Genomic DNA, 21865 nt, shown 5'->3' on the forward strand with positions numbered 1-21865 from the left:
TAGGGGTTGCATGAACGGGCCGCTATTATAGCGGCCCAGGTTGTGCGCGGCGACAGCGCCAGCGCGCATTCACAAGCTATGACGCCCGCGGTCGCGCCGCGTCACAGTGGCATCGTGAGGTCGACCATGTCGGAGTTTCAGCTCGTCACCCGCTTCAAGCCCGCCGGCGACCAGCCGGAGGCCATCCGCCAGATGGTCGAGGGCCTGGAGGCCGGCCTGTCGCACCAGACCCTCCTGGGTGTTACCGGCTCGGGCAAGACCTTCAGCATCGCCAACGTGATTGCCCAGGTGCAGCGCCCGACCCTGGTGCTGGCGCCGAACAAGACCCTGGCCGCCCAGCTGTATGGCGAGTTCAAGAGCTTCTTCCCGAACAACTCGGTCGAGTACTTCGTTTCCTACTACGACTACTACCAGCCGGAGGCCTATGTGCCGGCCTCCGATACCTTTATCGAGAAGGATTCCTCGATCAACGACCACATCGAGCAGATGCGCCTGTCGGCGACCAAGGCGCTGATCGAGCGGCCGGATGCGATAGTCGTCGCCACCGTTTCCTCCATCTACGGCCTGGGCAGCCCGGAGGAGTACCTGAAGATGGTGCTGCACGTGGACCGCGGCGACAAGATGGACCAGCGCGCGCTGCTGCGCCGCTTGGCCGATCTGCAATACACGCGCAACGACATGGACTTCGCCCGCGCCACCTTCCGCGTGCGTGGCGACGTGATCGACGTGTTCCCGGCCGAATCGGACCTTGAAGCGATTCGCGTCGAGCTGTTCGACGACGAGGTGGAGAGCCTGTCGGCCTTCGATCCGCTGACCGGCGAGGTGATCAAGAAGCTGCCGCGCTTCACCTTCTATCCCAAGAGTCACTACGTGACGCCGCGCGAGACGCTGCTCGGCGCGGTGGAGAACATCAAGGCCGAGCTGAAGGAGCGCCTGGACTACCTGCGCACTAACAACAAGCTGGTCGAGGCCCAGCGCCTGGAGCAGCGCACCCGCTTCGACCTGGAGATGATCCTCGAGCTGGGCTACTGCAACGGCATCGAGAACTACTCGCGCTACCTCTCCGGCCGTGCTCCGGGCGAGCCGCCACCCACCCTGTACGACTACCTGCCGCCCGAGTCGCTGCTGGTGATCGACGAGTCCCACGTCACCGTTCCGCAGATCGGCGCTATGTACAAGGGCGACCGTTCGCGCAAGGAAACCCTGGTGGAGTACGGCTTCCGCCTGCCGTCGGCGCTGGATAACCGGCCGATGCGCTTCGAGGAGTGGGAGGCTGCCAGCCCGCAGACCATCTTCGTCTCTGCCACGCCGGGCAACTACGAAGCCGAGCATGCCGGGCGGGTGATCGAGCAGGTGGTGCGGCCCACCGGCCTGGTCGACCCGGAAGTGGAGGTGCGCCCGGCGCGCACCCAGGTCGACGACCTGCTCTCGGAGATCCGCAAGCGCGTGGCCGTGGAGCAGCGCGTGCTGGTCACCACGCTGACCAAACGCATGGCCGAGGACCTCACGGACTACCTGGCCGACCACGACGTCAAGGTGCGCTACCTGCACTCGGACATCGACACGGTGGAGCGGGTGGAGATCATCCGCGACCTGCGTACCGGCGCCTTCGACGTGCTGGTGGGCATCAACCTGTTGCGCGAGGGCCTGGACATGCCCGAGGTGTCGCTGGTGGCGATCCTCGATGCGGACAAGGAAGGCTTCCTGCGCAGCGAGCGTTCGCTGATCCAGACCATCGGCCGCGCCGCGCGCAACCTGCACGGCCGGGCGATTCTCTACGCCGACAACATGACCGGCTCGATGCAGCGGGCGATCGGCGAGACGGATCGGCGTCGCGAGAAGCAGCTGGCCTTCAACGCGGCCAACGGCATCGTGCCGAAAGGGGTGACCAAGGACATCAAGGACATCCTCGAAGGCGCCGTGGTACCCGGCGCGCGCAGCAACAAGCGCAAGGCCGCGGCCAAGGCGGCGGAGGAGAGCGCCCGCTACGAGGCCGATCTGCGCTCGCCGAGCGAGATCACCAAGCGCATTCGTCAGCTGGAAGAGAAGATGTATCAGCTGGCCCGCGACCTGGAGTTCGAGGCCGCCGCGCAGCTGCGTGACGAGATCCAGAAGCTGCGCGACCGCCTGCTGCAGGTCTGAACTCCTGGTAGCCCGGATGCAATCCGGGACCCGGGCGGCGCGCTCTCCCGGATTGCATCCGGGCTACAGCTTGCTTCTATGTAGGGCGGGTGAAACCCGCGGGCTTCGCTCGCCCTACCCAGTTAACGCCGGCCGAAGATGATTATCGACACCCCGGCCAAAATCGCCAGGCAGGCCAGGCCTGCGGACAAGTCGAGGCGTTCGCCGAGGATCAGGTAGCCCAGCAGCAGGGCCACCACCGGATTGACGAAGGCGAAGGTCGACACCAGGCTCGGCTTCACTTCGCGCAGTAGCCAGAAGTAGGCCGGGTAGACGCCCAGGCTCACCGGCAGCACCAGGTAGGCCAGCCACAGCCAACCGGCGCCGCTCAGCTCGCCCAGTTGCAGCACTTGCCAGTCGCCATGCCAGAGACCGAAGCCGGCCAGCACCAGCGCGCCGACCAGCATCTGCAGGCCCAGACCGGTGGCGGGCGAGCGCAGCGGCGGGCGCTGGCGCAGCCACCAGGCGCCGACCGCCCAGAGCAGGGTAGCCAGCAGTACCAGTGCGCCGGAGAACCACTGCAGCAGGCCGGCGTCTTCGCCCAGGCCGCCGCCCATCAACAGCACGATGCCGCCACTGGCGATGGCCAGGCCGAGCAGCACCCACAGCGGCGGGCGTTCGTCGAGCAGCCATTCCAGGGCCACGCTCCACAGCGGCAAAGTGGTGTAGAGCATCGCCAGCATGCCGGTGGGCAAGTGCTGGTTGGCGTAGATCAGCGCGCCCTGGCCGACCGCGATCAGCAGCAGGCCGCCGATCAGCGCCGCGCCCCAGTCGCTGCGCTGTACTTTCAGCCCACCTTGCAGCGCGACCCAGATAAGCGCCAGCACGCCGGCCAGGCTGAAACGCAGGGTGCCGATAATGAAGGGCGGCAGCTCGCGTAGCAGGAAGTGGTTGGCCAGGTAGGTGGTGCCCCAGCCGATATAGATGATGAAGAAGGCGCCGACGAGCAGCAGCGAGCGGTAACGTGAAGCGGACATGAATGGAACCTGCGGGTGGCGAACTCAGTGAGCTGCGCCGCCGGTGGCGCCGGCGGGCAGGGCGCGGGTCAGCAACACGGCGAGCATGCTGATAGCCAGGGCCAGGCCGACGAAGTGGAAGGCGTCATTGTAGGCCATGATGGCGGCCTGCTGATGGGCGATCTCGCTGAGCTTGCCCAGCGCCGCCTGGGAGCTGCCGAGCTGTTCGGTGAGCAGGGCCAGGCGCTCGTCCACCTGCGGATTGCCCGGTACCAGGGCCTCGCGCAGGTAGTCGAAGTAGGTCTTGGCGCGGCTGTCGAGCAGGGTGGCGAGCAGGGCGATGCCGATGGCGCCGCCCAGGTTGCGCAGAATGTTGAACAGGCTGGAGGCCGAGCCGGCGTCCTGCGGCTGGATATAGACGGTGGCGATCAGCGAGATGGTGACCATGATCATCGGCTGGCCGAGGGCGCGCAGCAGCTGGATATGGTTGAACTGCTCGCCGGCGAAATCCGGGTTGAGCACCCCGGAGAAGAAGCTGGAGGCGCCGAACAGGGCGAAGCCCCCGGCGCACAGCCACTTCGGCGAGATCACCTTCATCAGTCTGGGCACCAGCGGAATGATGAACAGCTGTGGCAGGCCCATCCACATGATCACCTCGCCGATCTGCAGGGCGTTGTAGCCCTGGATCTGTGCCAAGTACAGCGGCAGCAGGTAGATCGAGCCGTACAGGCCCAGGCCCATGCCCAGGCTGGAGATGCTGGTGAGGCCGAAATTGCGTTCGCGCAGGATGCGCAGGTTGATCAGCGGGTTGTCCCGCGACAGCTGCAGGATGACGAACAGGATCAGGCTGACCACCGCCACGCTGCCCAGGCCGACGATCAGCTGCGACTCCAGCCAGTCCTTGCGGTGGCCTTCCTCTAGGAACACCTGCAGACAGCCCAGACCCAGGCCCAGGGTGACGATGCCGGCATAGTCGGTGCTCTTCAGCAGCTCCCAGTGCGGCGCCTTCTTCTCCAGGCCGTACATCAGGCCGGCGATCATCAGCAGGCCGGGCGGCACGTTGATATAGAAGATGTATTCCCAGCCCCAGTTTTCCGTTAGCCAGCCACCCAGGGTCGGGCCGATGGAGGGGGCGAAGGTGGCGGTGATGGCGAACAGCGCCATGCCCTTGGCCCGGTGGTGTTCGGGCAGCTTGATCAGGGTCATGGTGAAGGCCAGGGGGATCAGCGCGCCGCCGGTGAAACCCTGCAGGGCGCGGAACACGATCATGCTCTCCAGGTTCCAGGCGAAGGAGCACAGCAGCGAGGAGGCGAGGAAGCCCAGCGACACCCACACCGCCAGGCGCCGCGCCGAGAGCAGCTGCACCAGCCAGGCGGTGAGCGGAATCATGATGATCTCGGCCACCAGGTAGGAGGTGGAGATCCACGAACCTTCCTCCAGGGTGGCCGACAGCGCGCCCTGGATGTCCTTCAGCGAGGAGTTGGTGATCTGGATATCCAGCACCGCCATGAAGGCGCCGAGCATGGCGCTCATCACCGCGATCCAGTCGCGCCGGGTCGGCTCTCCGACCGGGCGCAGCAGCTCGTCAGCCGCCATGCTGGGTGTCGCTGGCGATGTCCACGTTCACTTCCACGGACATGCCGGGGCGGATCTTGCCCTGCAGCGGGTTGTCCGCGGCGAAGGTCAGCTTGACCGGGATGCGCTGCACCACCTTGGTGAAGTTGCCGGTGGCGTTGTCCGGCGGCAGCAGGCTGAACTGCGCGCCGGAGGCGGCGAACAGGCTGTCGATGCGGCCTTCGATGGGCGTGTCGGGGTAGGCATCGAAGACCAGTTCGGCGCGCTGGCCGACCTGCATCCTGCCGATCTGGGTCTCCTTGAAGTTGGCCTGCACCCAGATGGCGTCGCTCGGCACGATCGACAGCAGATAGGCGCCGGCCTGCACCACCTGGCCCTCGCGCGCGGAGCGCTGGCCGATGGTGCCGCTGATCGGTGCGTGGATCTCGGTGCGGGTCAGGTTCAGTTCGGCCTGGGCTATCTCGGCCTTGGCGTTGGCGATCTGCGCCTGCAGGCGCTTGATGTCGGCGTTCAGTGCGTCCACCTGCTGGCGCTGGGCGCTGAGGTCGGCCTCGGCCTTGGACAGCTGCGAGCGGGCCACGCGGCTATCGGCGGAGAGGGTGGTGACGCGCTCTTCCGAGACATAGCCGGGCTTGCGCAGGGTCTGGGCGCGGGACAGATCGATCTGGGTGCGGTTGAGGTTGGCCTCGCCGGCGGCGACATCGGCCTGGCTCGCGGCGATCAGGCTCGACTGCTGTGCCAGGCGGCTCTGCGCCTGGGTCAGTTCCGCCTCGCGGGTGGCCAACGCTGCGCGGGCGCGCTCCAGAGCCAGCTGGAAGTCGGCGCTTTCCAGGGTCAGCAGCAGCTGGCCTTTCTCCACGTGCTGGTTGTCGGCCACCAGCACTCGCTCGATGCGGGCGCCCAGCTGGCTGGAGACGCGGGTGATCTCGCCCTGCACATAGGCATTGTCGGTGCTCTCGTGGAAGCGCCCGACCAGCAGCCAGTGGCCGAAGAGGGCCAGGACGACGATGGCGAGCAGAGCGACGAAGACGGATAGGCGGCGTTGCAATTGGGCAGGCATGAGTGGGCTCGAACGGCGGGGCGTAAGTGTAAGCAAATCTAACAGTGTTGCCGCGAAGGCTGTAGCCAGTAGAATTCACAAACTTTGTTGCTTTTGGGGAACAATCGTGGGGCTCGATGACGCCTTGATCTTCACCCGCGTGGTGGAATGCCACAGCTTCACCCAGGCCGCGCAGAACCTGGGCATGCAGAAATCCACGGTGAGCCGGCGCATCGCCCTGCTCGAAGAGCGCCTCGGCGTGCGCCTGCTCAACCGCACCACGCGCAAGTTGCGCCTCACCGAAGTGGGCCAGGCCTACTACGAGCGCTGCCGGCAGATCATGCTCGACTTCGCCGAGGCCGAGCAGGCGGTGATGCAGCTGCAGCAGGAGCCTTCCGGCCTGCTGCGCATCACTGCGCCGATCGAGTTCGGCCAGCTGTTCCTCGGCGGCGTGCTCGGGCGCTTCATGCGCCAGTACCCGCAGATCAGCGCCGAGGTCGAGCTGACCTCGCGCGACGTCGATCCACTGGAGGAGGGCGTCGACATCGCCATCCAGGTCGGTCAGCCGCGCGATTCCACGCTGATCGCGCGCAAGCTGCTGGAGAGCCCGCGGCGCCTGTGCGCCAGCCCCGAATACCTGGCCCAGCACGGCGCGCCGCGGACCATCCACGAACTGGCCGGGCACCGCGCCATCCTCCTGCCGCAGGACTCGCCACGCTACTGGCCGCTGGTCGGCGAGCAGGTGCAGTGCCAGCGGGTGCTGTCGTGCAACAACATCACCCTGGCGCGTGAGGCGGCGCTGGCCGGTGCCGGCATCTCCGGGCTGCCGGTGATGATCTCCGAGGAGGCCCTGCGCAGCGGGCGCCTGGTGGAGCTGCTGCCCGATGCCCGGCTGCCGATTGGCGAGCTGTACGCCGTCTATCCCTCGCGGCGCTTCCAGGCGATGAAGGTCAAGACCTTCCTCGACTTCCTCATGGCCAGCCTGCCGCAGGCCGGCCTGCTGGAGCCGGTGGCGGCCGGCCTGCTAACATCGCGCCCTTGATCCATCTTCCCCGTTCCCGAGACTTGTCATGACCAAAGTCCGCACCCGCATTGCGCCGTCGCCCACCGGTGACCCGCACGTCGGCACTGCCTATATCGCCCTGTTCAACCTGTGTTTCGCCCGCCAGCACGGCGGCGAGTTCATTCTGCGCATCGAGGACACCGATCAGGTGCGCTCGACCCGCGAGTCCGAACAGCAGATCTTCGACGCCCTGCGCTGGCTGGGTATCGAATGGAACGAGGGCCCGGATGTCGGCGGCCCGCACGGCCCGTACCGGCAGAGCGAGCGCGGCCACATCTACAAGAAGTACTCGGACGAGCTGGTCAGCAAGGGCCACGCCTTCCCCTGCTTCTGCTCCGCCGAGCGCCTGGACCAGGTGCGCGCCGAGCAGATGGCGAAGAAGGAAACGCCGCGCTACGACGGCCACTGCATGCATCTCGCCCCGGCGGACGCGCAGCAGCGCATCGCCGCCGGCGAGTCCCACGTGGTGCGCATGAAGGTGCCCAGCGAAGGCGTCTGCGTGGTACCGGACATGCTGCGCGGCGACGTGGAGATCCCTTGGGATCGCATGGACATGCAGGTGCTGATGAAGGCCGACGGCCTGCCCACCTATTTCCTGGCCAACGTGGTCGACGACCACTTGATGGAGATCTCCCATGTCCTGCGCGGCGAGGAGTGGCTGCCGTCGGCGCCCAAGCTGATCAAGCTGTACGAGTACTTCGGCTGGGAGCAGCCCAAGCTCTGCTATATGCCGCTGCTGCGCAATCCGGACAAGTCCAAGCTGTCCAAGCGCAAGAACCCCACCTGCATCACCTTCTACGAGCGCATGGGCTTCATGCCCGAGGCGCTGCTCAACTACCTGGGGCGCATGGGCTGGTCCATGCCGGACGAGCGCGAGAAGTTCTCCCTGGCCGAGATGATCGAGCACTTCGATCTGTCGCGTATTTCCCTCGGCGGGCCGATCTTCGATATCGAGAAGCTATCCTGGCTCAACGGCCAGTGGTTGCGCGAGCTGCCGGTGGAGCAGTTCGCCAAGCGTGTGCAGGACTGGGCCTTCAACTCCCAGTACCTGATGCAGATCGCCCCGCATGTGCAGCAGCGCGTCGAGATCTTCAGCGACATCGCGCCGCTCTCCAGCTTCTTCTTCAGCGGCGGCGTGCAGCTGGACCCTGCGCTGCTGGCGCACAAGAAGCTCAGCCCTGATCAGGTGCGCCAGGCCCTGCAGCTGCTGCTGTGGGAGCTGGAGGCGCTGCGCCAGTGGGACAAGGAGAAGATCACCGCCTGCATCCAGTTCGTCTGCGAGGGCCTCGGCCTCAAGCTGCGCGACCTGATGCCGCTGATCTTCCCGGCCATCACCGGCAAGGCCAGCTCGGTCTCGGTGCTGGATGCCATGGAGATTCTCGGTGCCGACCTATCGCGCTTCCGCCTGCGTCAGGCCATCGAGCTGCTCGGCGGCGTCAGCAATGGCGAGACCAAGGAGTGGAAGAAGCTGCTGGAAGGTTTCCGCGGCTGAGCGAAGGGGCTGCCGGTCATCGCCTCGAACGAGGAGGGTGGCTGGCCGGCTTCTCGGGTAAGTGATTGTTCTGCCTTCTGAATTTTTTCGGTTTCGACGAAAAAGTGTGTTGACAGGCAATGGCCTCGCCCCTAATATGCGCCCCGTCCAAGCGACGGGGCTATAGCTCAGCTGGGAGAGCGCTTGCATGGCATGCAAGAGGTCGACGGTTCGATCCCGTCTAGCTCCACCAAATTGCCACCGAACGAATTCCAGCGCGTTCGAGTGAATGAAGGTTTCGTCCCCTTCGTCTAGTGGCCTAGGACACCGCCCTTTCACGGCGGTAACAGGGGTTCGAGTCCCCTAGGGGACGCCACTTTTCGCAGTGCTTGCACTGCGCGTCGAGAGACGCAAAATCCGGGGCTATAGCTCAGCTGGGAGAGCGCTTGCATGGCATGCAAGAGGTCGACGGTTCGATCCCGTCTAGCTCCACCAAATCACTGACAGGGCCAGCCGAGTGCTGGCCTTGTTCTTCGAAGGTTCTGTCCCCTTCGTCTAGTGGCCTAGGACACCGCCCTTTCACGGCGGTAACAGGGGTTCGAGTCCCCTAGGGGACGCCACTTTCTTTCCGCGTTTTGCGGACTTCAAGGGTCATTCTTCGGAATGGCCCTTTTGTTTTTTCAGCCTCCCGAAAAGTCACCGACGAGCGGTCTGATTGCCTGCTTGCGGTTTCTTATTACATGCATAATATTAAATCCATAATCTTATGGAGGCTGCCATGAGCGACAAGAAGAGCAGAACCCGCGAGCGCATCCTCGATGCCGCTACCAGCGCGCTGATCGAGCGTGGCCCGATCGAGCCCAGTGTCGGCGAGGTGATGGGTGCCGCAGGACTGACGGTCGGTGGCTTCTACGCCCACTTCGAGAGCAAGGACGCGCTGATGCTGGAGGCCTTCACCCAGTTGCTGGCGCGTCGCCGGGAGCGGCTCAAGCAGCTCGACGACAGTCTCTCCGCCCAGGACCGCCGCGTGCTGGCTGCGGCCTTCTATCTGTCGCGCAAGCACCGCGACGCCGAAGTCGATTCCTGCCCGCTGCCCAGCTCGCTAGGCGAGCTCAGCCGCCTGCCGGAGCCGTTTCGCCGCGTGCTGGTCGAGCATACCGAGCTGATGGTCGCCGAGCTGGCCGGCAGTCCCGAGGACGCCGACAAGGCGTTGGCCGACATGGCGCTGATGATCGGCGGCCTGGCGCTGGCTCGCGCCCTTGGCGATAGCGAGCTGTCCGACCGGGTTCTGCGCGCCGCCAAATCGGCGGTGATCTGAAAAACGTGCCCGCCCGCGGGCTTTTTATGTGAGGAGAAGCGAGATGAGCAGCATGAGCTGGATTCGTGGTTTCAACGCCACTGTTGGTCGCCTGGCCCCTGATCTGGTGGCCAGCAAGATGCATCGGGCCTTCCTCACGCCGCGCGATCTGCCGCCGCGCGACTGGGAGCTGCCGCTGCTGGCCGATGCCGAGCGCATCACCTTGCGCTTCGGCCTGTCCGCCCTGCGCTGGGGGCGCGGCCCTGCGGTATTGCTGTTGCACGGCTGGGAAGGTCGGCCGACCCAGTTTGCCGAGCTGATCCGTGCGCTGGTGCGTGCCGGCTATGGCGTGGTCGCGCTGGATGGTCCGGCCCATGGCCATTCGCCAGGACATGAAGCCAATGTGGTGCTGTTCGCCCGCGCGCTGCTAGAGGCGTCCAGCGAGCTGCCACCGTTGAAGGCGGTGATCGGCCATTCGCTGGGTGGTGCCGGAGCGCTGCTGGCCACGCAGCTTGGTCTGCGCACCGAGGCGCTGGTGACCATCGCCGCGCCGGCGCGGATTCTCGGGGCTCTGCGCCGCTTCGCGCATTTCGTCGGCCTGCCCAAGCAGGCGCGGGCGCGTTTCGTACGTATGGTCGAGGAGAGCGCAGGGATGCCGGCGGCTCAGCTCGACGTAGCGCGCTATCGCCTGGATTTCCCCGGCCTGGTGGTTCATGCCAAGGACGATCCGATGGTGCCTTTCGCCGAGGCGGAGAACATTCATGCGGCCTGGGCGGAGAGTCGGCTGTTGGCGCTGGAGACAGGTGGCCACAGCAGGTCGCTGGCCGATCCGCGGTTGATCGAGGCGGTGCTGGAGCTGCTCGGCAACGCCGGCCTAAATGCCGCCGCCGAGCGCCGGGTGTTCAGCGCAACGGCGCTGGCATCCTGAGTCGGCGAGGAACGCAAAGCGCTACTGGCCGCTCTAAAACGTTACACTCCCTCCCATGTTCTCGGCGGACCGGAGTTGTGCTCCGGTCCGGCTCGGCGCCGTCACAGCAGCCTATGCCGATCGGTGTCGGAATCTCGATGAGGGGGAAATGACATGAGCCTGACAATGGAAGCGGTGCTGCAACGGGCGCGCCCGGTGCTGCCGGTGCTGGTGATCGAGGAGTGCGAGCTGGCGGTGGACATGGCCCGTGCACTGCACGCCGGCGGCGTCAGCGTGCTCGAGGTGACCCTGCGTACGCCGCGCGCGCTGGACGCCCTGTCGGCGATCCGCAAGGAGCTGCCGGATCTGCTGGTGGGGGCCGGCACGGTGATCCATGCCGAGCAATTCCAGGAGGCCCGCGATGCCGGTGCCCAGTTCACTGTCAGCCCCGGCTGCACCGAGCGCCTGGCCGCCGCCGCGGAAGATTCCGGCCTGCCGTACCTGCCGGCGGTGATGACCCCCTCGGAAGTGCTGCTGGCCCTGGAGTACGGCTACCGCTCGCTCAAGCTGTTCCCGGCCAACGGCAACACCAGCGTGAAGATGCTCAAGAGCTTCAAGGGGCCGTTCACCGGCATTCGTTTCTGCCCGACTGGCGGCATCACCGCCGACAACCTGCTGAGCTTCCTGCGTCTGCCCAACGTGGCCTGCGTCGGTGGCACTTGGATCGCCCCCGACAACCTGATCCGCGCCCGCGCCTGGGATCAGATCACCCAGCTGGCCAGCGAGGCCCGCGACCTGGCGGCCAGTCTGGAGGTCAAGTCGTGAGTTGGGATCTGCCGCAGCCGTTCGTGATCGATCTGCAAGTCACCGCCGAGGATATCGATGGCCTGGGCCACGCCAACAACGCGGTCTATGTCAGCTGGCTGGAGCGCTGCGCCTGGCGCCACTCGCAACACCTGGGGCTGGACCTGGCCGAGTATCGCCGCCTGGACCGGGCCATGGCCGTGCTGCGGCATGAGATCGACTATCTGGCCAGCGCCTACGAGGGCGAGGAGCTGCAGATGGCCACCTGGATCGTCGAGTCCGACCACAAGCTGAAGATGACCCGGCGCTTCCAGCTGTGGCGCCCGGCCGATGCCTGCAGCCTGCTGCGCGCGCAGACCACCTTCGTCTGCATCGAGCTGTCCAGCGGCAAGCCCAAGCGCATGCCGCCGGAGTTCGTCGAAGGCTACGGCCAGGCGCTGCTGGAGCCCTATCCGCTGGAGCTCTAGTTGAGCAACGGGGCGAGGAACACTTGCCCCGGCTCGACCATGATCGCGAATTGCCGGGTCTCGCCCGAGCCGAGCAGCACCGACTGCTCCGGGCCTGGCCCGCGCCCGCCGCAGTAGCCCGCCGAGGAAATGGCTACCGCCACGCTGAGTTGGCCGCTGGGCAGATCCAGGCTGGTGCGCTCGCCCGGTCCGAGTTTCGCCACGACCTGCTGATTGACATACAGCTCCACGTCGCAGGCGTTCGGCGCGTTGTTGTCGCGACTGAAGATCAGTCGCCCCGGCTCGCCGGGTGTCGGGTCCGGCGGCACGACCTGTACCCCGCGCGGCAGGGTTTCGGCGGCCTGGGCCAGGCCGCAGGCCAGGCAGAAGGCAATCAGCGAGCGCATTAGCATGGCGGTTCTCCCTTTGGTCTGCTGCAGTGTGCACCATCTTGCGCCTTGCCAGCGCGGCCTTAAACTGTGCGCCCCGTTTTCCCGGACTAACCCATGCAAATCGCCCTGGCTCCCATGGAGGGGCTGGTCGACGAGATCCTGCGCGATGTGCTGACCCGAGTCGGCGGCATCGACTGGTGCGTCACCGAGTTCATTCGCGTCTGCGACCGCCTGCTGCCCGAGAGCGCCTACCACAAGCTGGCCCCCGAGCTGGCGGACGGCGCGCTCACTCAGGCTGGCACGCCGATGCGCGTGCAGCTGCTCGGCTCCGACCCGGCCTGCCTGGCGGACAATGCGGCCTTCGCCTGCAGCCTGGGCGCGCCGGTGATCGACCTCAACTTCGGTTGCCCGGCCAAGACGGTGAACAAGTCGCGCGGTGGCGCCGTGCTGCTCAAGGAGCCGGAGCTGCTGCACGCCATCCTGCGCGAGGTGCGCCGCGCGGTGCCGGCGGAGATTCCGGTGACCGCCAAGATGCGCCTGGGCTTCGACAGCCCGGATGGTGCCCTGGATTGTGCGCGGGCCCTGGTCGAGGGCGGTGCGGACCAGTTGGTGGTGCATGCGCGGACCAAGGTCGATGGCTACAAGCCGCCGGCCCACTGGGAGTGGGTGGCGCGGGTGCAGGACGTGGTCGACGTGCCGGTATACGCCAATGGCGAGATCTGGACGGTCGACGACTGGCGGCGCTGCCGCGAGGTCAGCGGCGCCGAGGACATCATGCTCGGCCGCGGCCTGGTCTCGCGCCCCGACCTGGCCCGGCAGATCGCCGCCGCTCGTGCCGGTCAGGAGGTCGTGCCGATGAACTGGGAAGAGCTGCTGCCGCTGCTGCAGGACTTCTGGCTGCAGGCCCGGCGCAAGCTGGCGCCGCGCTATGCGCCGGGGCGCCTCAAGCAGTGGCTGGCCATGCTCACCCGCAGCTATCCGGAGGCGGTAGCGCTGTTCGCCGAGGTGCGCCGCGAGAATGACTGCGAGCGCATCGACCGCCTGCTTGGCGCGCCTGAGGCGAGGTTGGCCGAGACTGCCTAACGTCCGCCGCTGACATCGATGAAGGTCCCGGTGCAGTAGGACGACTGCTCCGACGCCAGCCACAGAATCGCCTCCGCAACTTCATGTGCTTCGCCGCCGCGCTGCAGCGGCACGCTGCCTTTCAATCGCTCGATACGCCCCGGCTCGCCGCCGGCGGCGTGGATGTCGGTGGCGATCAGGCCGGGCCGTACGGCATTGACGCGAATGCCTTCGCTGGCCACCTCGCGGGCCAGGCCGATGGTCAGGCTGTCCACCGCGCCCTTGGCAGCCGCGTAGTCGATGTATTCGTTGGGCGAGCCGAGGCGGGCGGCCATGGAGGAGACGTTGACGATGGCACCGCCATCGCCGCCATGCCGGCTGGACATGCGTTTGATTGCCTCGCGACAGCACAGGAAACTGCCGATCACGTTGGTGGCCAGCACCCGCTGCCAGCGCGCCACGTCCATCTGCTCCAGGCGCATCTGCGTTTCCAGCATGCCGGCGTTGTTGACCAGCGCATCCAAGCGTCCGTAGTGCTCATCCAGCTCGGCGAACAGGCGCAGCACGTCCGCCTCCTCGGCGATATCGGCCTGCACCGTATGCGCCACGCCGCCCTGGGCGGTGATCTCGTCGGCTAGCGCCGTGGCTTCGTCCGCCCGGCTGCGGTAGTTGAGCAGCAGGTGGTAGCCGCGTTGCGCCGCCAGGCGTGCGGTGGCGGCGCCAATGCCCCGGCTGGCACCGCTGATCAGCATGACTTTGTGCATGACAAATTCTCCCCTTGAAATCGAAAACGGGGCTCCCACCTATGGCTTGCGGGATGCCGAAGTCGGGTCCTGCGATGAGACAACACTTGCTGATTATTCAGGAGACGCAACATGAGCAATGTACTTTCCCTGGCCCCTCTGTTCCGCCAGTCCATCGGTTTCGACCGTTTCAATGATCTGTTCGAGTCGGCGCTGCGCAGCAGCGAGAACGGCAGTTCCTACCCGCCCTACAACGTCGAGAAGCATGGCGACGACCAGTACCGCATCGTAGTCGCGGCCGCCGGCTTCCGTGAAGACGACCTCGAGCTGCAGGTCGAGCGCGGTGTGCTGACCGTCACCGGTGGCAAGCGCGAACGCGCCGCCGAAAGCGTCAGCTTCTTGCACCAGGGCATCGCCCAGCGCGGCTTCAAGCTGTCGTTCCGCCTGGCCGACCATATCGAGGTCAAGGCGGCGGGGCTGGCCCACGGCCTGCTGAACATCGACCTGGTGCGCATCGTGCCGGAAGAGGCCAAGCCCAAGCGCATCCCCATCGGCGGCGAGCAGCCGGCGCTGGAAGGCTGATCGGTCGGTAGAGGAAAAAGAGAAGGGCGCCTGCGGGTGCCCTTCTTCATTTCAGTTCTCCGCGCGGCGGCTGGCCAGCAAGAGATCGTGGAACTCCAGTAGCGGCACCGGCTTGCTGAACAGGTAGCCCTGGTACTGGTGGCAGCCCTGCTGCAGGAGAAATTCCAGCTGTTCGGGTTGTTCCACGCCTTCGGCGATCACCGCCAGGTTGAGGCTGCGCGCCATGGCGACGATGGCGCGGATGATCTCGGCGTCGTTGGGGTCGTGGGTGGCGTCGCGGACGAACGACTGGTCGATCTTCAGCACGTCCACCGGCAGGCGCTTGAGGTAGGTCAGCGAGCTGTAGCCGGTGCCGAAGTCGTCCATAGCGAAGCTGATGCCGATCTTCTTCAGGCGGTGCATCTTGGCGATGGTGTCGTCCAGGTTGTGGATGACGATGCCCTCGGTGATCTCCAGCTTGAGCATGCTGGCGGGCAGCTGGCTCTGTTCCAGGCAGCGCTCCACGCGCTCGACGAAGTCGTTCTGGCGGAACTGCCGCGGGCTGATGTTGACGCACAGCTGGAAGGCTTCGCGGCGCACCAGGCCGTCGCGCATCAGGCGCGCACCGGCGTGGCAGGCCTCGCTGAGCACCCAGGCGCCGGCTTCGAGGATCAGCCCGCTCTCTTCCAGTACCTGGATGAACTGCGCCGGCGACTGCGGGCCGAGGGTCGGGTGACTCCAGCGCAGCAGGGCTTCGCTGCCGATCACGCTGCCGTCGCGGGCATCCACCTGGGGCTGGAAGTACAGCTCGAACTCGCCGCGGGCCAGGGCCATGCGCAGGTCGCTTTCCAGGCGCAGGCGCTCGCTGGCGGCGTCCTGCATGGCCTTGCGGAACAGCTGAATGGTGTTGCGGCCGGAGTCCTTGGCCCGGTACAGGGCGATATCGGCACGCTTGAGCAGGTCGGTGGGGTTATCGCCGTGGTCCGGCACCAGGGCGATGCCGATGCTCGGCGTCACCTGCAGGCGATGGCCGTCCAGCAGCATCGGCTCGGCCAGCAGGCCGCGCAGCTTCTCCGCCACCTGACGCACCTGGCGGGTGACCTCGGAGCGGGCGCCTTCCAGGCCGGAGATCAGCACCACGAACTCGTCGCCACCCAGGCGCGCCACCGTGTCCTCCAGGCGCACGCTGGCTTCCAGGCGCGCGGTGACCATCTTCAGCACGGCGTCGCCGACCGGATGGCCGAGCGAGTCGTTGATGTGCTTGAAGTGGTCCAGGTCGAGGAACAGCAGGGCGCCATGCAAGTTGTGACGCTTGAGCAGGGCGATCTGCTGGGTCAGACGATCCATCAGCAGGGCGCGGTTGGGCAGGTTGGTCAGCGGGTCGTGGTAGGCCAGGTGCCGCACCTGGGCCTGGGCCTCCTTCAGCTCGCTGATGTCGCGGGCGTTGAGCAGCAGGCAGGGCGTGTCGTTCAGCTCGATCGGCTCGACCGATACCTCCACCAGGCGAATGCTGCCGTCGCGGTGCTGGCCGTGCATCTCCAGATGGTAGGCGCGGCCTTCCTTGACGATGGTCTCGACCATGCGCGCACGCTCTTCCGGATAGGCCCAGACGTTCAGCTCCTTGGAGCTGCGACCGATGACTTCCTCCGGGCGATAGCCGGTGAGGCGGCAGAAGCCCTCGTTGACCTCGATATAGCGGCCGCTGTCGCGCTCGGTGATGGTGATGGCGTCCGGGCTGGAGTGGAACGCCTTGGCGAACTTCTCCTGGCTGGCCTTGAGCGCGGCCTCGGCGGCCTGGCGCTCGGTGATGTCGCGAAAGGTGGTGGTGATGCACAGCTGGCGGTCGACGCGGATGAAGCGGCTGGAGATCACGCAGGCCAGCTCGCGGCCCTCCTTGGTGCGATAGCGCGCCTCCTCGTTGCTCAGACCCTGGCTGCGGTTGAGCTTGGCGAACAGCTGGGCGCGCAGGCTCTCGTCGACCCAGAAGCCCAGCTCCGGGGCGCTGCGGCCGACGATCTCCTGCGGCTGCCAGCCGAAGGTCTGGCTGAAGCTGGGGTTGACCTCGATGAACACGCCGTCGCGGATGCGGGTGACGCAGATCGGGTCCGGGCTGGCCTGGAACAGGGTGACGAACTTTTCCTCGGAAGCGGCCAGGCGCTGCTCGCGCTGCACCCGCTCGGTGATGTCCATGAGGATGCCGGCCATGCGCAGGGGCGCGCCCTGGCTGTCGCGGTAGAGCTTGGCGGTGCTCTCCAGGAAACGCATCTCGCCGCTTTCCAGACGGGTGCGATAAGTCACCTGGTATTCGCGCTGCACGCCGTCCACCGCATCGCGGTAGGCCTTGCGCATGATCTTTCGGTCTTCCTCGGGTACATGCTGGAAGAAACCGACGAATTCGCCGTGATAGGGCTCGGCGGGCAGACCGTGCAGGCTGGCGGCGCGCTCGGAGCCGTAGAGCATGTCGCTGGGGATGTGCCAGTCCCAGGTGCCCAGGTTGGCCGATTCCAGGGCCAGGGTCAGCCGCTCCTGGCTGTCGCGCAGGGCCTGTTCCTGCTCCTGCTGCTCGGTGATCTCGCGGATCACGCCGAATACCCGCTTGCGCCCGTTGGCGTCCAGCTGCGGGCGGCCGCTGATTTCCAGCCAGTGCAGGCTGCCGTCGGGCCAGCGGATGCGGTGGCGCAGGGCGTCGGGGATGGGCTTGCCGTCCAGTACCTGCTGGAACAGGCGCTGGACCTTGGTGCGGTCTTCCTCGGGGATCAGTTCGATGTAGTCGACCCGCTGCTCCAGCGGGTGCTTGGGGTCCAGGCCGAACAGGGCCTGGGCGCCGCGCGACCAGCTGACCTTGCCGCTCTCGATGTCCCAGTACCAGGCGCCCAGGTGCGCGCCGTTGAGCGCGGCGAGCAGGCGCGGGGCGTCCTGCCAGGTCTTCTCGAACTCGGCGGGATCCAGGGCTGGGATAAAGGGGAAGGGCGGCAGCTTCGGTTTGGACATCGCGTTTCTCGTCCGGCGCTCGACACGGCATGGCCGCCTGGTGGAAAGGGGCGTGCTAGAGGCATGCAAGCGTATTTCTTATCGTTATGTCGTCACGTTAGCCGCTGTTCCGGCCTCAAGGCAAGCGCCGTTGTTCGTCGAGCAGAACCATAAAGGCTTTGGCCGCGTTGGATAGGGTTCGTTCCTTGTGCAAGATGTAGCCGAGCCGGCGCTGCAGCTGGATGCCCGGCAGCGGCAGGCGCACCACCTGCTCGTCGAGCATGGTGCGCGGCAGCACGCTCCAGGCCAGGCCGATGGAGACCATCATCTTGATCGTCTCCAGGTAGTTGGTGCTCATGCCGATGTTGGGCGTCAGGCCCTGGGCGGCGAACAGGTTGTTGACGATATGGTGGGTGAAGGTGTTGCCGCCGGGGAACACCGCCGGGTGAAGCGCCACGTCGGCCAGGGTCACCGCGCCGTTGCGCGCCAGCGGATGTTCGGGGGCGGCGACGAAATCCAGGGGGTCGTCCCATACCGGGACCGCATGCACCGGCTCGCGGCTCTCCGGCGCCAGGGTGATCACCGCCAGTTCGGCGCGGCCGTGGAGAATCTCCTCGTAGGCCACTTCCGAGTCGAGGAACTGGATGTCCAGCGCCACCTGGGGATAGCTGCGGGTAAAGGCGCGCAGCAGCGGCGGCAGGCGGTGCAGGCCGATATGGTGGCTGGTGGCCAGGGTTAGGCGGCCGCTGACCTCGCCGTTGAGGTTGGTCAGCGCGCGGCGAGTGTCGTCCAGTACGCCGAGGATCTGGTAGGCGCGCGGCAGCAGGGCGCGGCCGGCTTCGGTCAGGTTCACTTCGCGGCCCAGGCGGTCGAACAGGCGCACATCGAGCTGTTGCTCCAGGCCGGCGATGCGCTTGCTCACGGCCGGCTGGGTCAGGTGCAGGCGCTCGGCGGCTTCGGAAAAGCTGCCGGTCTCGGCGATGGCGATAAAGGCATTGAGGTTGGCCAGGTCCACGGTTGCTCCGGCGGCGAGGAATTTCGCCGGTTATAACCCATCGCATTCCACTCAGGAATGATTCGAATAAAAAATATGAATTGGAGTTATTCGAGCCAAATCCCTAGGATCGCCACATCAGCAGAAGGGTTATAAGCCCTCGCACCGCACATGACCTGATCGAGGACATAGCAGATGGCCGGCAAGACGCTCTACGACAAGCTCTGGGATATGCACGAGGTAAAGCGCCGCGACGATGGTTCGTCGCTGATCTACATCGACCGCCACATTCTCCACGAAGTGACCTCGCCCCAGGCTTTCGAAGGCCTGCGCCTGGCCGGCCGTCAGCCGTGGCGCATCGACGCCAACATCGCCACGCCCGACCACAACGTGCCGACCACCAAGGCCGAGCGCCAGGGCGGCCTGGAGTCGATCGCCGACGAAGTGTCGCGCATCCAGGTGCAGACCCTCGACGAGAACTGCGACGACTTCGGCATCCTCGAATTCAAGATGAACGACGTGCGCCAGGGCATCGTCCATGTGGTCGGCCCGGAGCAGGGCGCCACCCTGCCGGGCATGACCGTGGTCTGCGGTGACTCGCACACCTCCACCCACGGCGCCTTCGGTGCTCTGGCCCATGGCATCGGCACCTCCGAGGTCGAGCACGTGCTCGCCACTCAGTGCCTGGTGGCCAAGAAGATGAAGAACATGCAGGTGCGCGTCGAAGGCAAATTGCCGCTGGGCGTCACCGCCAAGGACATCGTCCTTGCCGTGATCGGCAAGATCGGCACCGCCGGCGGCAATGGGCATGCCCTGGAGTTTGCCGGCAGCGCCATCCGTGACCTGTCGCTGGAAGGCCGCATGACCATCTGCAACATGTCCATCGAGGCCGGTGCCCGCGTGGGCATGGTGGCGGTGGACGAGAAGACCATCGACTATGTGCGCAACCGTCCGTTCGCGCCCAAGGGCAGCGACTGGGATGCCGCCGTGGCGCAGTGGCGCGATCTGGTGTCGGACGCCGACGCGCACTTCGACACCATCGTCGAGCTGCGTGCCGAGGACATCAAGCCGCAGGTCAGCTGGGGCACTTCGCCGGAGATGGTCCTGGCCGTCGACCAGAACGTGCCGGACCCGGCCGTCGAGGCCGACCCGGTCAAGCGCGACTCCATCGTCCGCGCCCTCAAGTACATGGGCCTGACCGCCAACCAGGCGATCACCGATATCCAGCTGGACCGCGTGTTCATCGGCTCCTGCACCAACTCGCGTATCGAAGACCTGCGCGCCGCCGCCGAAGTGGCCAAGGGCCGCAAGGTCGCCGCCACCGTCAAGCAGGCGCTGGTGGTGCCGGGCTCCGGCCTGGTCAAGGCGCAGGCCGAACAGGAAGGCCTGGACAAGATCTTTATCGAGGCCGGTTTCGAATGGCGTGAGCCGGGCTGCTCCATGTGCCTGGCGATGAACCCGGACAAGCTGGGCAATGGCGAGCATTGCGCATCGACTTCCAACCGCAACTTCGAAGGTCGCCAGGGCGCCGGTGGGCGTACCCACCTGGTCAGCCCGGCCATGGCCGCCGCTGCCGCGGTGACCGGTCGCTTTATCGATGTGCGCGAACTGATGCAGGCCTGAGGAGCTAGACGATGAAAGCCTTTACCCAACACACCGGCCTGGTCTGCCCGCTCGATCGCGCCAACGTCGACACCGATCAGATCATTCCCAAGCAGTTCCTCAAGTCGATCAAGCGCAGCGGCTTCGGCCCCAATCTGTTCGACGAGTGGCGCTACCTGGACGTGGGTCAGCCCAACCAGGACAACTCCAAGCGCCCGCTGAACCAGGACTTCGTCCTCAACTTCCCGCGCTACCAGGGCGCCAGCGTGCTGCTGGCCCGCGAGAACTTCGGCTGCGGTTCCTCCCGTGAGCACGCGCCCTGGGCGCTGGAAGAGTACGGGTTCCGCACCATCATCGCGCCGAGCTATGCCGACATCTTCTTCAACAACAGCTTCAAGAACGGCCTGCTGCCGATCATCCTGACCGACGCCGAAGTCGACGAGCTGTTCCAGCAGGCCGAGGCTACCGAGGGCTACCAGCTGACCGTGGACCTGGCGGCGCAGACCGTGACCCGTCCGGACGGCAAGCAGTACCGCTTTGAGGTCGACGCCTTCCGCAAGCACTGCCTGCTCAACGGCCTGGACGACATCGGCCTGACCCTGCAGGACCAGGACGCGATCAAGGCCTTCGAAAGCAAACACCAGCAGAGCAGCCCCTGGCTGTTCGGCGCGATCAAGTGATTTAAGGATTGAGCATGAGCAAGCAGATTCTGATTCTCCCCGGCGACGGCATCGGCCCGGAAATCATGGCCGAGGCGGTCAAGGTGCTGAACCTGGCCAACGACAAGTACAGCCTGGGCTTCGAGCTGAGCTTCGACGAGCTGGGCGGCGCTGCCGTGGACAAGTACGGCGTGCCGCTGGCCGACGAGACCCTGGATCGCGCCCGCGCGGCCGATGCCGTGCTGCTCGGCGCCGTTGGCGGGCCGAAGTGGGACAAGATCGATCCGGCCATCCGCCCGGAGCGCGGCCTGCTGAAGATCCGTTCGCAGCTGGGCCTGTTCGGCAACCTGCGTCCGGCCATCCTCTACCCGCAGCTGGCCGAGGCCTCCAGCCTCAAGCCGGAAGTGGTGTCGGGTCTGGACATCCTCATCGTTCGCGAGCTGACCGGCGGCATCTACTTCGGTCAGCCGCGCGAGAGCAAGGTGCTGGAAAACGGTGAGCGCATGGCCTACGACACCCTGCCGTACAGCGAGAGTGAAATCCGCCGTATCGCCCGTGTCGGTTTCGACATGGCCCGCGTGCGCGGCAAGAAGCTGTGCTCGGTGGACAAGGCCAACGTGCTGGCTTCCAGCCAGCTCTGGCGCGCCGTGGTCGAGGAAGTGGCCAAGGACTACCCGGATGTCGAGCTGAGCCACATGTACGTGGACAACGCCGCCATGCAGCTGGTCCGCGCGCCCAAGCAGTTCGACGTCATCGTGACCGACAACATGTTCGGCGACATCCTGTCGGATGAGGCTTCCATGCTCACCGGTTCCATCGGCATGCTGCCGTCCGCCTCGCTGGACGCCAACAACAAGGGCATGTACGAGCCGTGCCACGGCTCCGCGCCGGACATCGCCGGCCAGGGCATCGCCAACCCGCTGGCGACCATCCTCTCGGTGTCGATGATGCTGCGTTACACCTTCAACCAGGCCGCTGCTGCCGACGCCATCGAGCTGGCGGTGAGCAAGGTGCTGGATCAGGGCCTGCGCACCGGCGATATCTGGTCCGAAGGCAAGACCCGCGTCGGTACCGCCGCCATGGGTGATGCAGTGGTCGAGGCCCTGCGCAGTCTGTAATCTTTCCAGCCCCACCGGCGCCTGC

19 protein-coding genes and 4 tRNA genes are annotated in these 21865 nt (G+C 66.2%); 16 read left to right on the plus strand and 7 right to left on the minus strand.

The window, feature by feature from the left end:
• Nucleotides 1–126 precede the first annotated feature (126 nt).
• Entirely contained in the window at nucleotides 127–2142 is a 2016-nt protein-coding gene (gene uvrB, locus FFS62_RS09090) for an excinuclease ABC subunit UvrB (protein ID WP_137972511.1), read from the plus strand.
• 122 nt (nucleotides 2143–2264) lie between these two features.
• Here uvrB and FFS62_RS09095 read toward each other — a convergent pair whose 3' ends face one another.
• The 3 genes from FFS62_RS09095 to FFS62_RS09105 are packed head-to-tail and all read right to left on the minus strand — an operon-like array spanning nucleotide 2265 to nucleotide 5772.
• Nucleotides 2265–3158, minus strand: a complete 894-nt coding sequence (locus FFS62_RS09095; protein WP_137972512.1) for an EamA family transporter — start codon at nucleotides 3156–3158, stop codon at nucleotides 2265–2267.
• Nucleotides 3159–3182: 24 nt separating this feature from the next.
• Nucleotides 3183–4673, minus strand: coding sequence for an MDR family MFS transporter (locus tag FFS62_RS09100; RefSeq protein ID WP_171016335.1), 1491 nt, complete (start codon nucleotides 4671–4673; stop codon nucleotides 3183–3185).
• Nucleotides 4674–4722: 49 nt separating this feature from the next.
• Nucleotides 4723–5772, minus strand: coding sequence for an HlyD family secretion protein (locus tag FFS62_RS09105; protein WP_137972514.1), 1050 nt, complete (start codon nucleotides 5770–5772; stop codon nucleotides 4723–4725).
• 106 nt (nucleotides 5773–5878) lie between these two features.
• Between FFS62_RS09105 and FFS62_RS09110 the strand changes: the two genes are divergently transcribed.
• The 10 genes from FFS62_RS09110 to FFS62_RS09155 all read left to right on the plus strand — a co-directional run bounded on the left by FFS62_RS09110 (nucleotide 5879) and on the right by FFS62_RS09155 (nucleotide 11760).
• Nucleotides 5879–6793, plus strand: a complete 915-nt coding sequence (locus FFS62_RS09110) for a LysR family transcriptional regulator (protein WP_137972515.1) — start codon at nucleotides 5879–5881, stop codon at nucleotides 6791–6793.
• 28 nt (nucleotides 6794–6821) lie between these two features.
• On the plus strand, nucleotides 6822–8306 hold the full coding sequence (gltX, locus tag FFS62_RS09115) for a glutamate--tRNA ligase (RefSeq protein ID WP_137972516.1): 1485 nt from the start codon (nucleotides 6822–6824) through the stop codon (nucleotides 8304–8306).
• Nucleotides 8307–8462: 156 nt separating this feature from the next.
• Nucleotides 8463–8538: transfer RNA gene (locus FFS62_RS09120), tRNA-Ala, on the plus strand.
• 47 nt (nucleotides 8539–8585) lie between these two features.
• Nucleotides 8586–8661, plus strand: a tRNA-Glu gene (locus FFS62_RS09125).
• A 43-nt stretch (nucleotides 8662–8704) separates the two neighbouring features.
• Nucleotides 8705–8780: transfer RNA gene (locus tag FFS62_RS09130), tRNA-Ala, on the plus strand.
• Between the two features lie 49 nt (nucleotides 8781–8829).
• Nucleotides 8830–8905: transfer RNA gene (locus tag FFS62_RS09135), tRNA-Glu, on the plus strand.
• Between the two features lie 158 nt (nucleotides 8906–9063).
• A complete protein-coding gene (locus tag FFS62_RS09140) occupies nucleotides 9064–9603 on the plus strand; it encodes a TetR/AcrR family transcriptional regulator (protein ID WP_137972517.1) in 540 nt (179 codons plus the stop codon).
• Nucleotides 9604–9646: 43 nt separating this feature from the next.
• The gene (locus tag FFS62_RS09145; RefSeq protein ID WP_137972518.1) at nucleotides 9647–10510 is read left to right on the plus strand and encodes an alpha/beta fold hydrolase; all 864 of its coding nucleotides are present in this window, start codon (nucleotides 9647–9649) and stop codon (nucleotides 10508–10510) included.
• A 153-nt stretch (nucleotides 10511–10663) separates the two neighbouring features.
• Nucleotides 10664–11314 (plus strand): bifunctional 4-hydroxy-2-oxoglutarate aldolase/2-dehydro-3-deoxy-phosphogluconate aldolase, encoded by a 651-nt coding sequence (locus FFS62_RS09150; RefSeq protein WP_137972519.1) that lies wholly within the window; start codon nucleotides 10664–10666, stop codon nucleotides 11312–11314.
• Nucleotides 11311–11760, plus strand: coding sequence for a thioesterase family protein (locus FFS62_RS09155; RefSeq protein WP_137972520.1), 450 nt, complete (start codon nucleotides 11311–11313; stop codon nucleotides 11758–11760). Before FFS62_RS09150 ends, FFS62_RS09155 begins: the two co-directional genes overlap by 4 nt.
• Here FFS62_RS09155 and FFS62_RS09160 read toward each other — a convergent pair.
• Nucleotides 11757–12152, minus strand: coding sequence for a hypothetical protein (locus FFS62_RS09160; RefSeq protein ID WP_137972521.1), 396 nt, complete (start codon nucleotides 12150–12152; stop codon nucleotides 11757–11759). The two genes, FFS62_RS09155 and FFS62_RS09160, sit on opposite strands and share 4 nt — an antisense overlap.
• Before the next feature lie 93 nt (nucleotides 12153–12245).
• Here FFS62_RS09160 and FFS62_RS09165 point away from each other — a divergent pair, with 93 nt between their 5' ends.
• A complete protein-coding gene (locus FFS62_RS09165; RefSeq protein ID WP_137972522.1) occupies nucleotides 12246–13214 on the plus strand; it encodes a tRNA-dihydrouridine synthase in 969 nt (322 codons plus the stop codon).
• On the opposite strand, the gene FFS62_RS09170 is transcribed toward FFS62_RS09165, so the two are convergent.
• Entirely contained in the window at nucleotides 13211–13957 is a 747-nt protein-coding gene (locus tag FFS62_RS09170) for an SDR family oxidoreductase (RefSeq protein WP_137972523.1), read from the minus strand. The two genes, FFS62_RS09165 and FFS62_RS09170, sit on opposite strands and share 4 nt — an antisense overlap.
• Before the next feature lie 111 nt (nucleotides 13958–14068).
• On the opposite strand from FFS62_RS09170, the gene FFS62_RS09175 reads away from it, so the two are divergent.
• Nucleotides 14069–14518, plus strand: coding sequence for an Hsp20 family protein (locus FFS62_RS09175; RefSeq protein WP_137972524.1), 450 nt, complete (start codon nucleotides 14069–14071; stop codon nucleotides 14516–14518).
• A 51-nt stretch (nucleotides 14519–14569) separates the two neighbouring features.
• On the opposite strand, the gene FFS62_RS09180 is transcribed toward FFS62_RS09175, so the two are convergent.
• Both FFS62_RS09180 and FFS62_RS09185 read right to left on the minus strand, forming a co-directional pair.
• Entirely contained in the window at nucleotides 14570–17488 is a 2919-nt protein-coding gene (locus FFS62_RS09180; RefSeq protein ID WP_137972525.1) for a bifunctional diguanylate cyclase/phosphodiesterase, read from the minus strand.
• A 115-nt stretch (nucleotides 17489–17603) separates the two neighbouring features.
• Complete coding sequence (locus tag FFS62_RS09185) at nucleotides 17604–18482, minus strand: LysR family transcriptional regulator (protein WP_137972526.1); 879 nt, start codon at nucleotides 18480–18482, stop codon at nucleotides 17604–17606.
• Between the two features lie 174 nt (nucleotides 18483–18656).
• Here FFS62_RS09185 and leuC point away from each other — a divergent pair, with 174 nt between their 5' ends.
• The 3 genes from leuC to leuB are packed head-to-tail and all read left to right on the plus strand — an operon-like array spanning nucleotide 18657 to nucleotide 21840.
• On the plus strand, nucleotides 18657–20084 hold the full coding sequence (gene leuC, locus FFS62_RS09190) for a 3-isopropylmalate dehydratase large subunit (RefSeq protein WP_137972527.1): 1428 nt from the start codon (nucleotides 18657–18659) through the stop codon (nucleotides 20082–20084).
• Nucleotides 20085–20095: 11 nt separating this feature from the next.
• Complete coding sequence (leuD, locus tag FFS62_RS09195) at nucleotides 20096–20743, plus strand: 3-isopropylmalate dehydratase small subunit (RefSeq protein ID WP_137972528.1); 648 nt, start codon at nucleotides 20096–20098, stop codon at nucleotides 20741–20743.
• Nucleotides 20744–20757: 14 nt separating this feature from the next.
• Nucleotides 20758–21840 carry a 3-isopropylmalate dehydrogenase gene (gene leuB, locus FFS62_RS09200; protein ID WP_137972529.1) on the plus strand — a complete coding sequence of 361 codons (1083 nt, stop codon included), beginning with the start codon at nucleotides 20758–20760 and terminating at the stop codon, nucleotides 21838–21840.
• Nucleotides 21841–21865 lie beyond the last annotated feature (25 nt).

The organism is Pseudomonas sp. F(2018), from assembly GCF_005508865.1.
Classification (GTDB): domain Bacteria; phylum Pseudomonadota; class Gammaproteobacteria; order Pseudomonadales; family Pseudomonadaceae; genus Aquipseudomonas.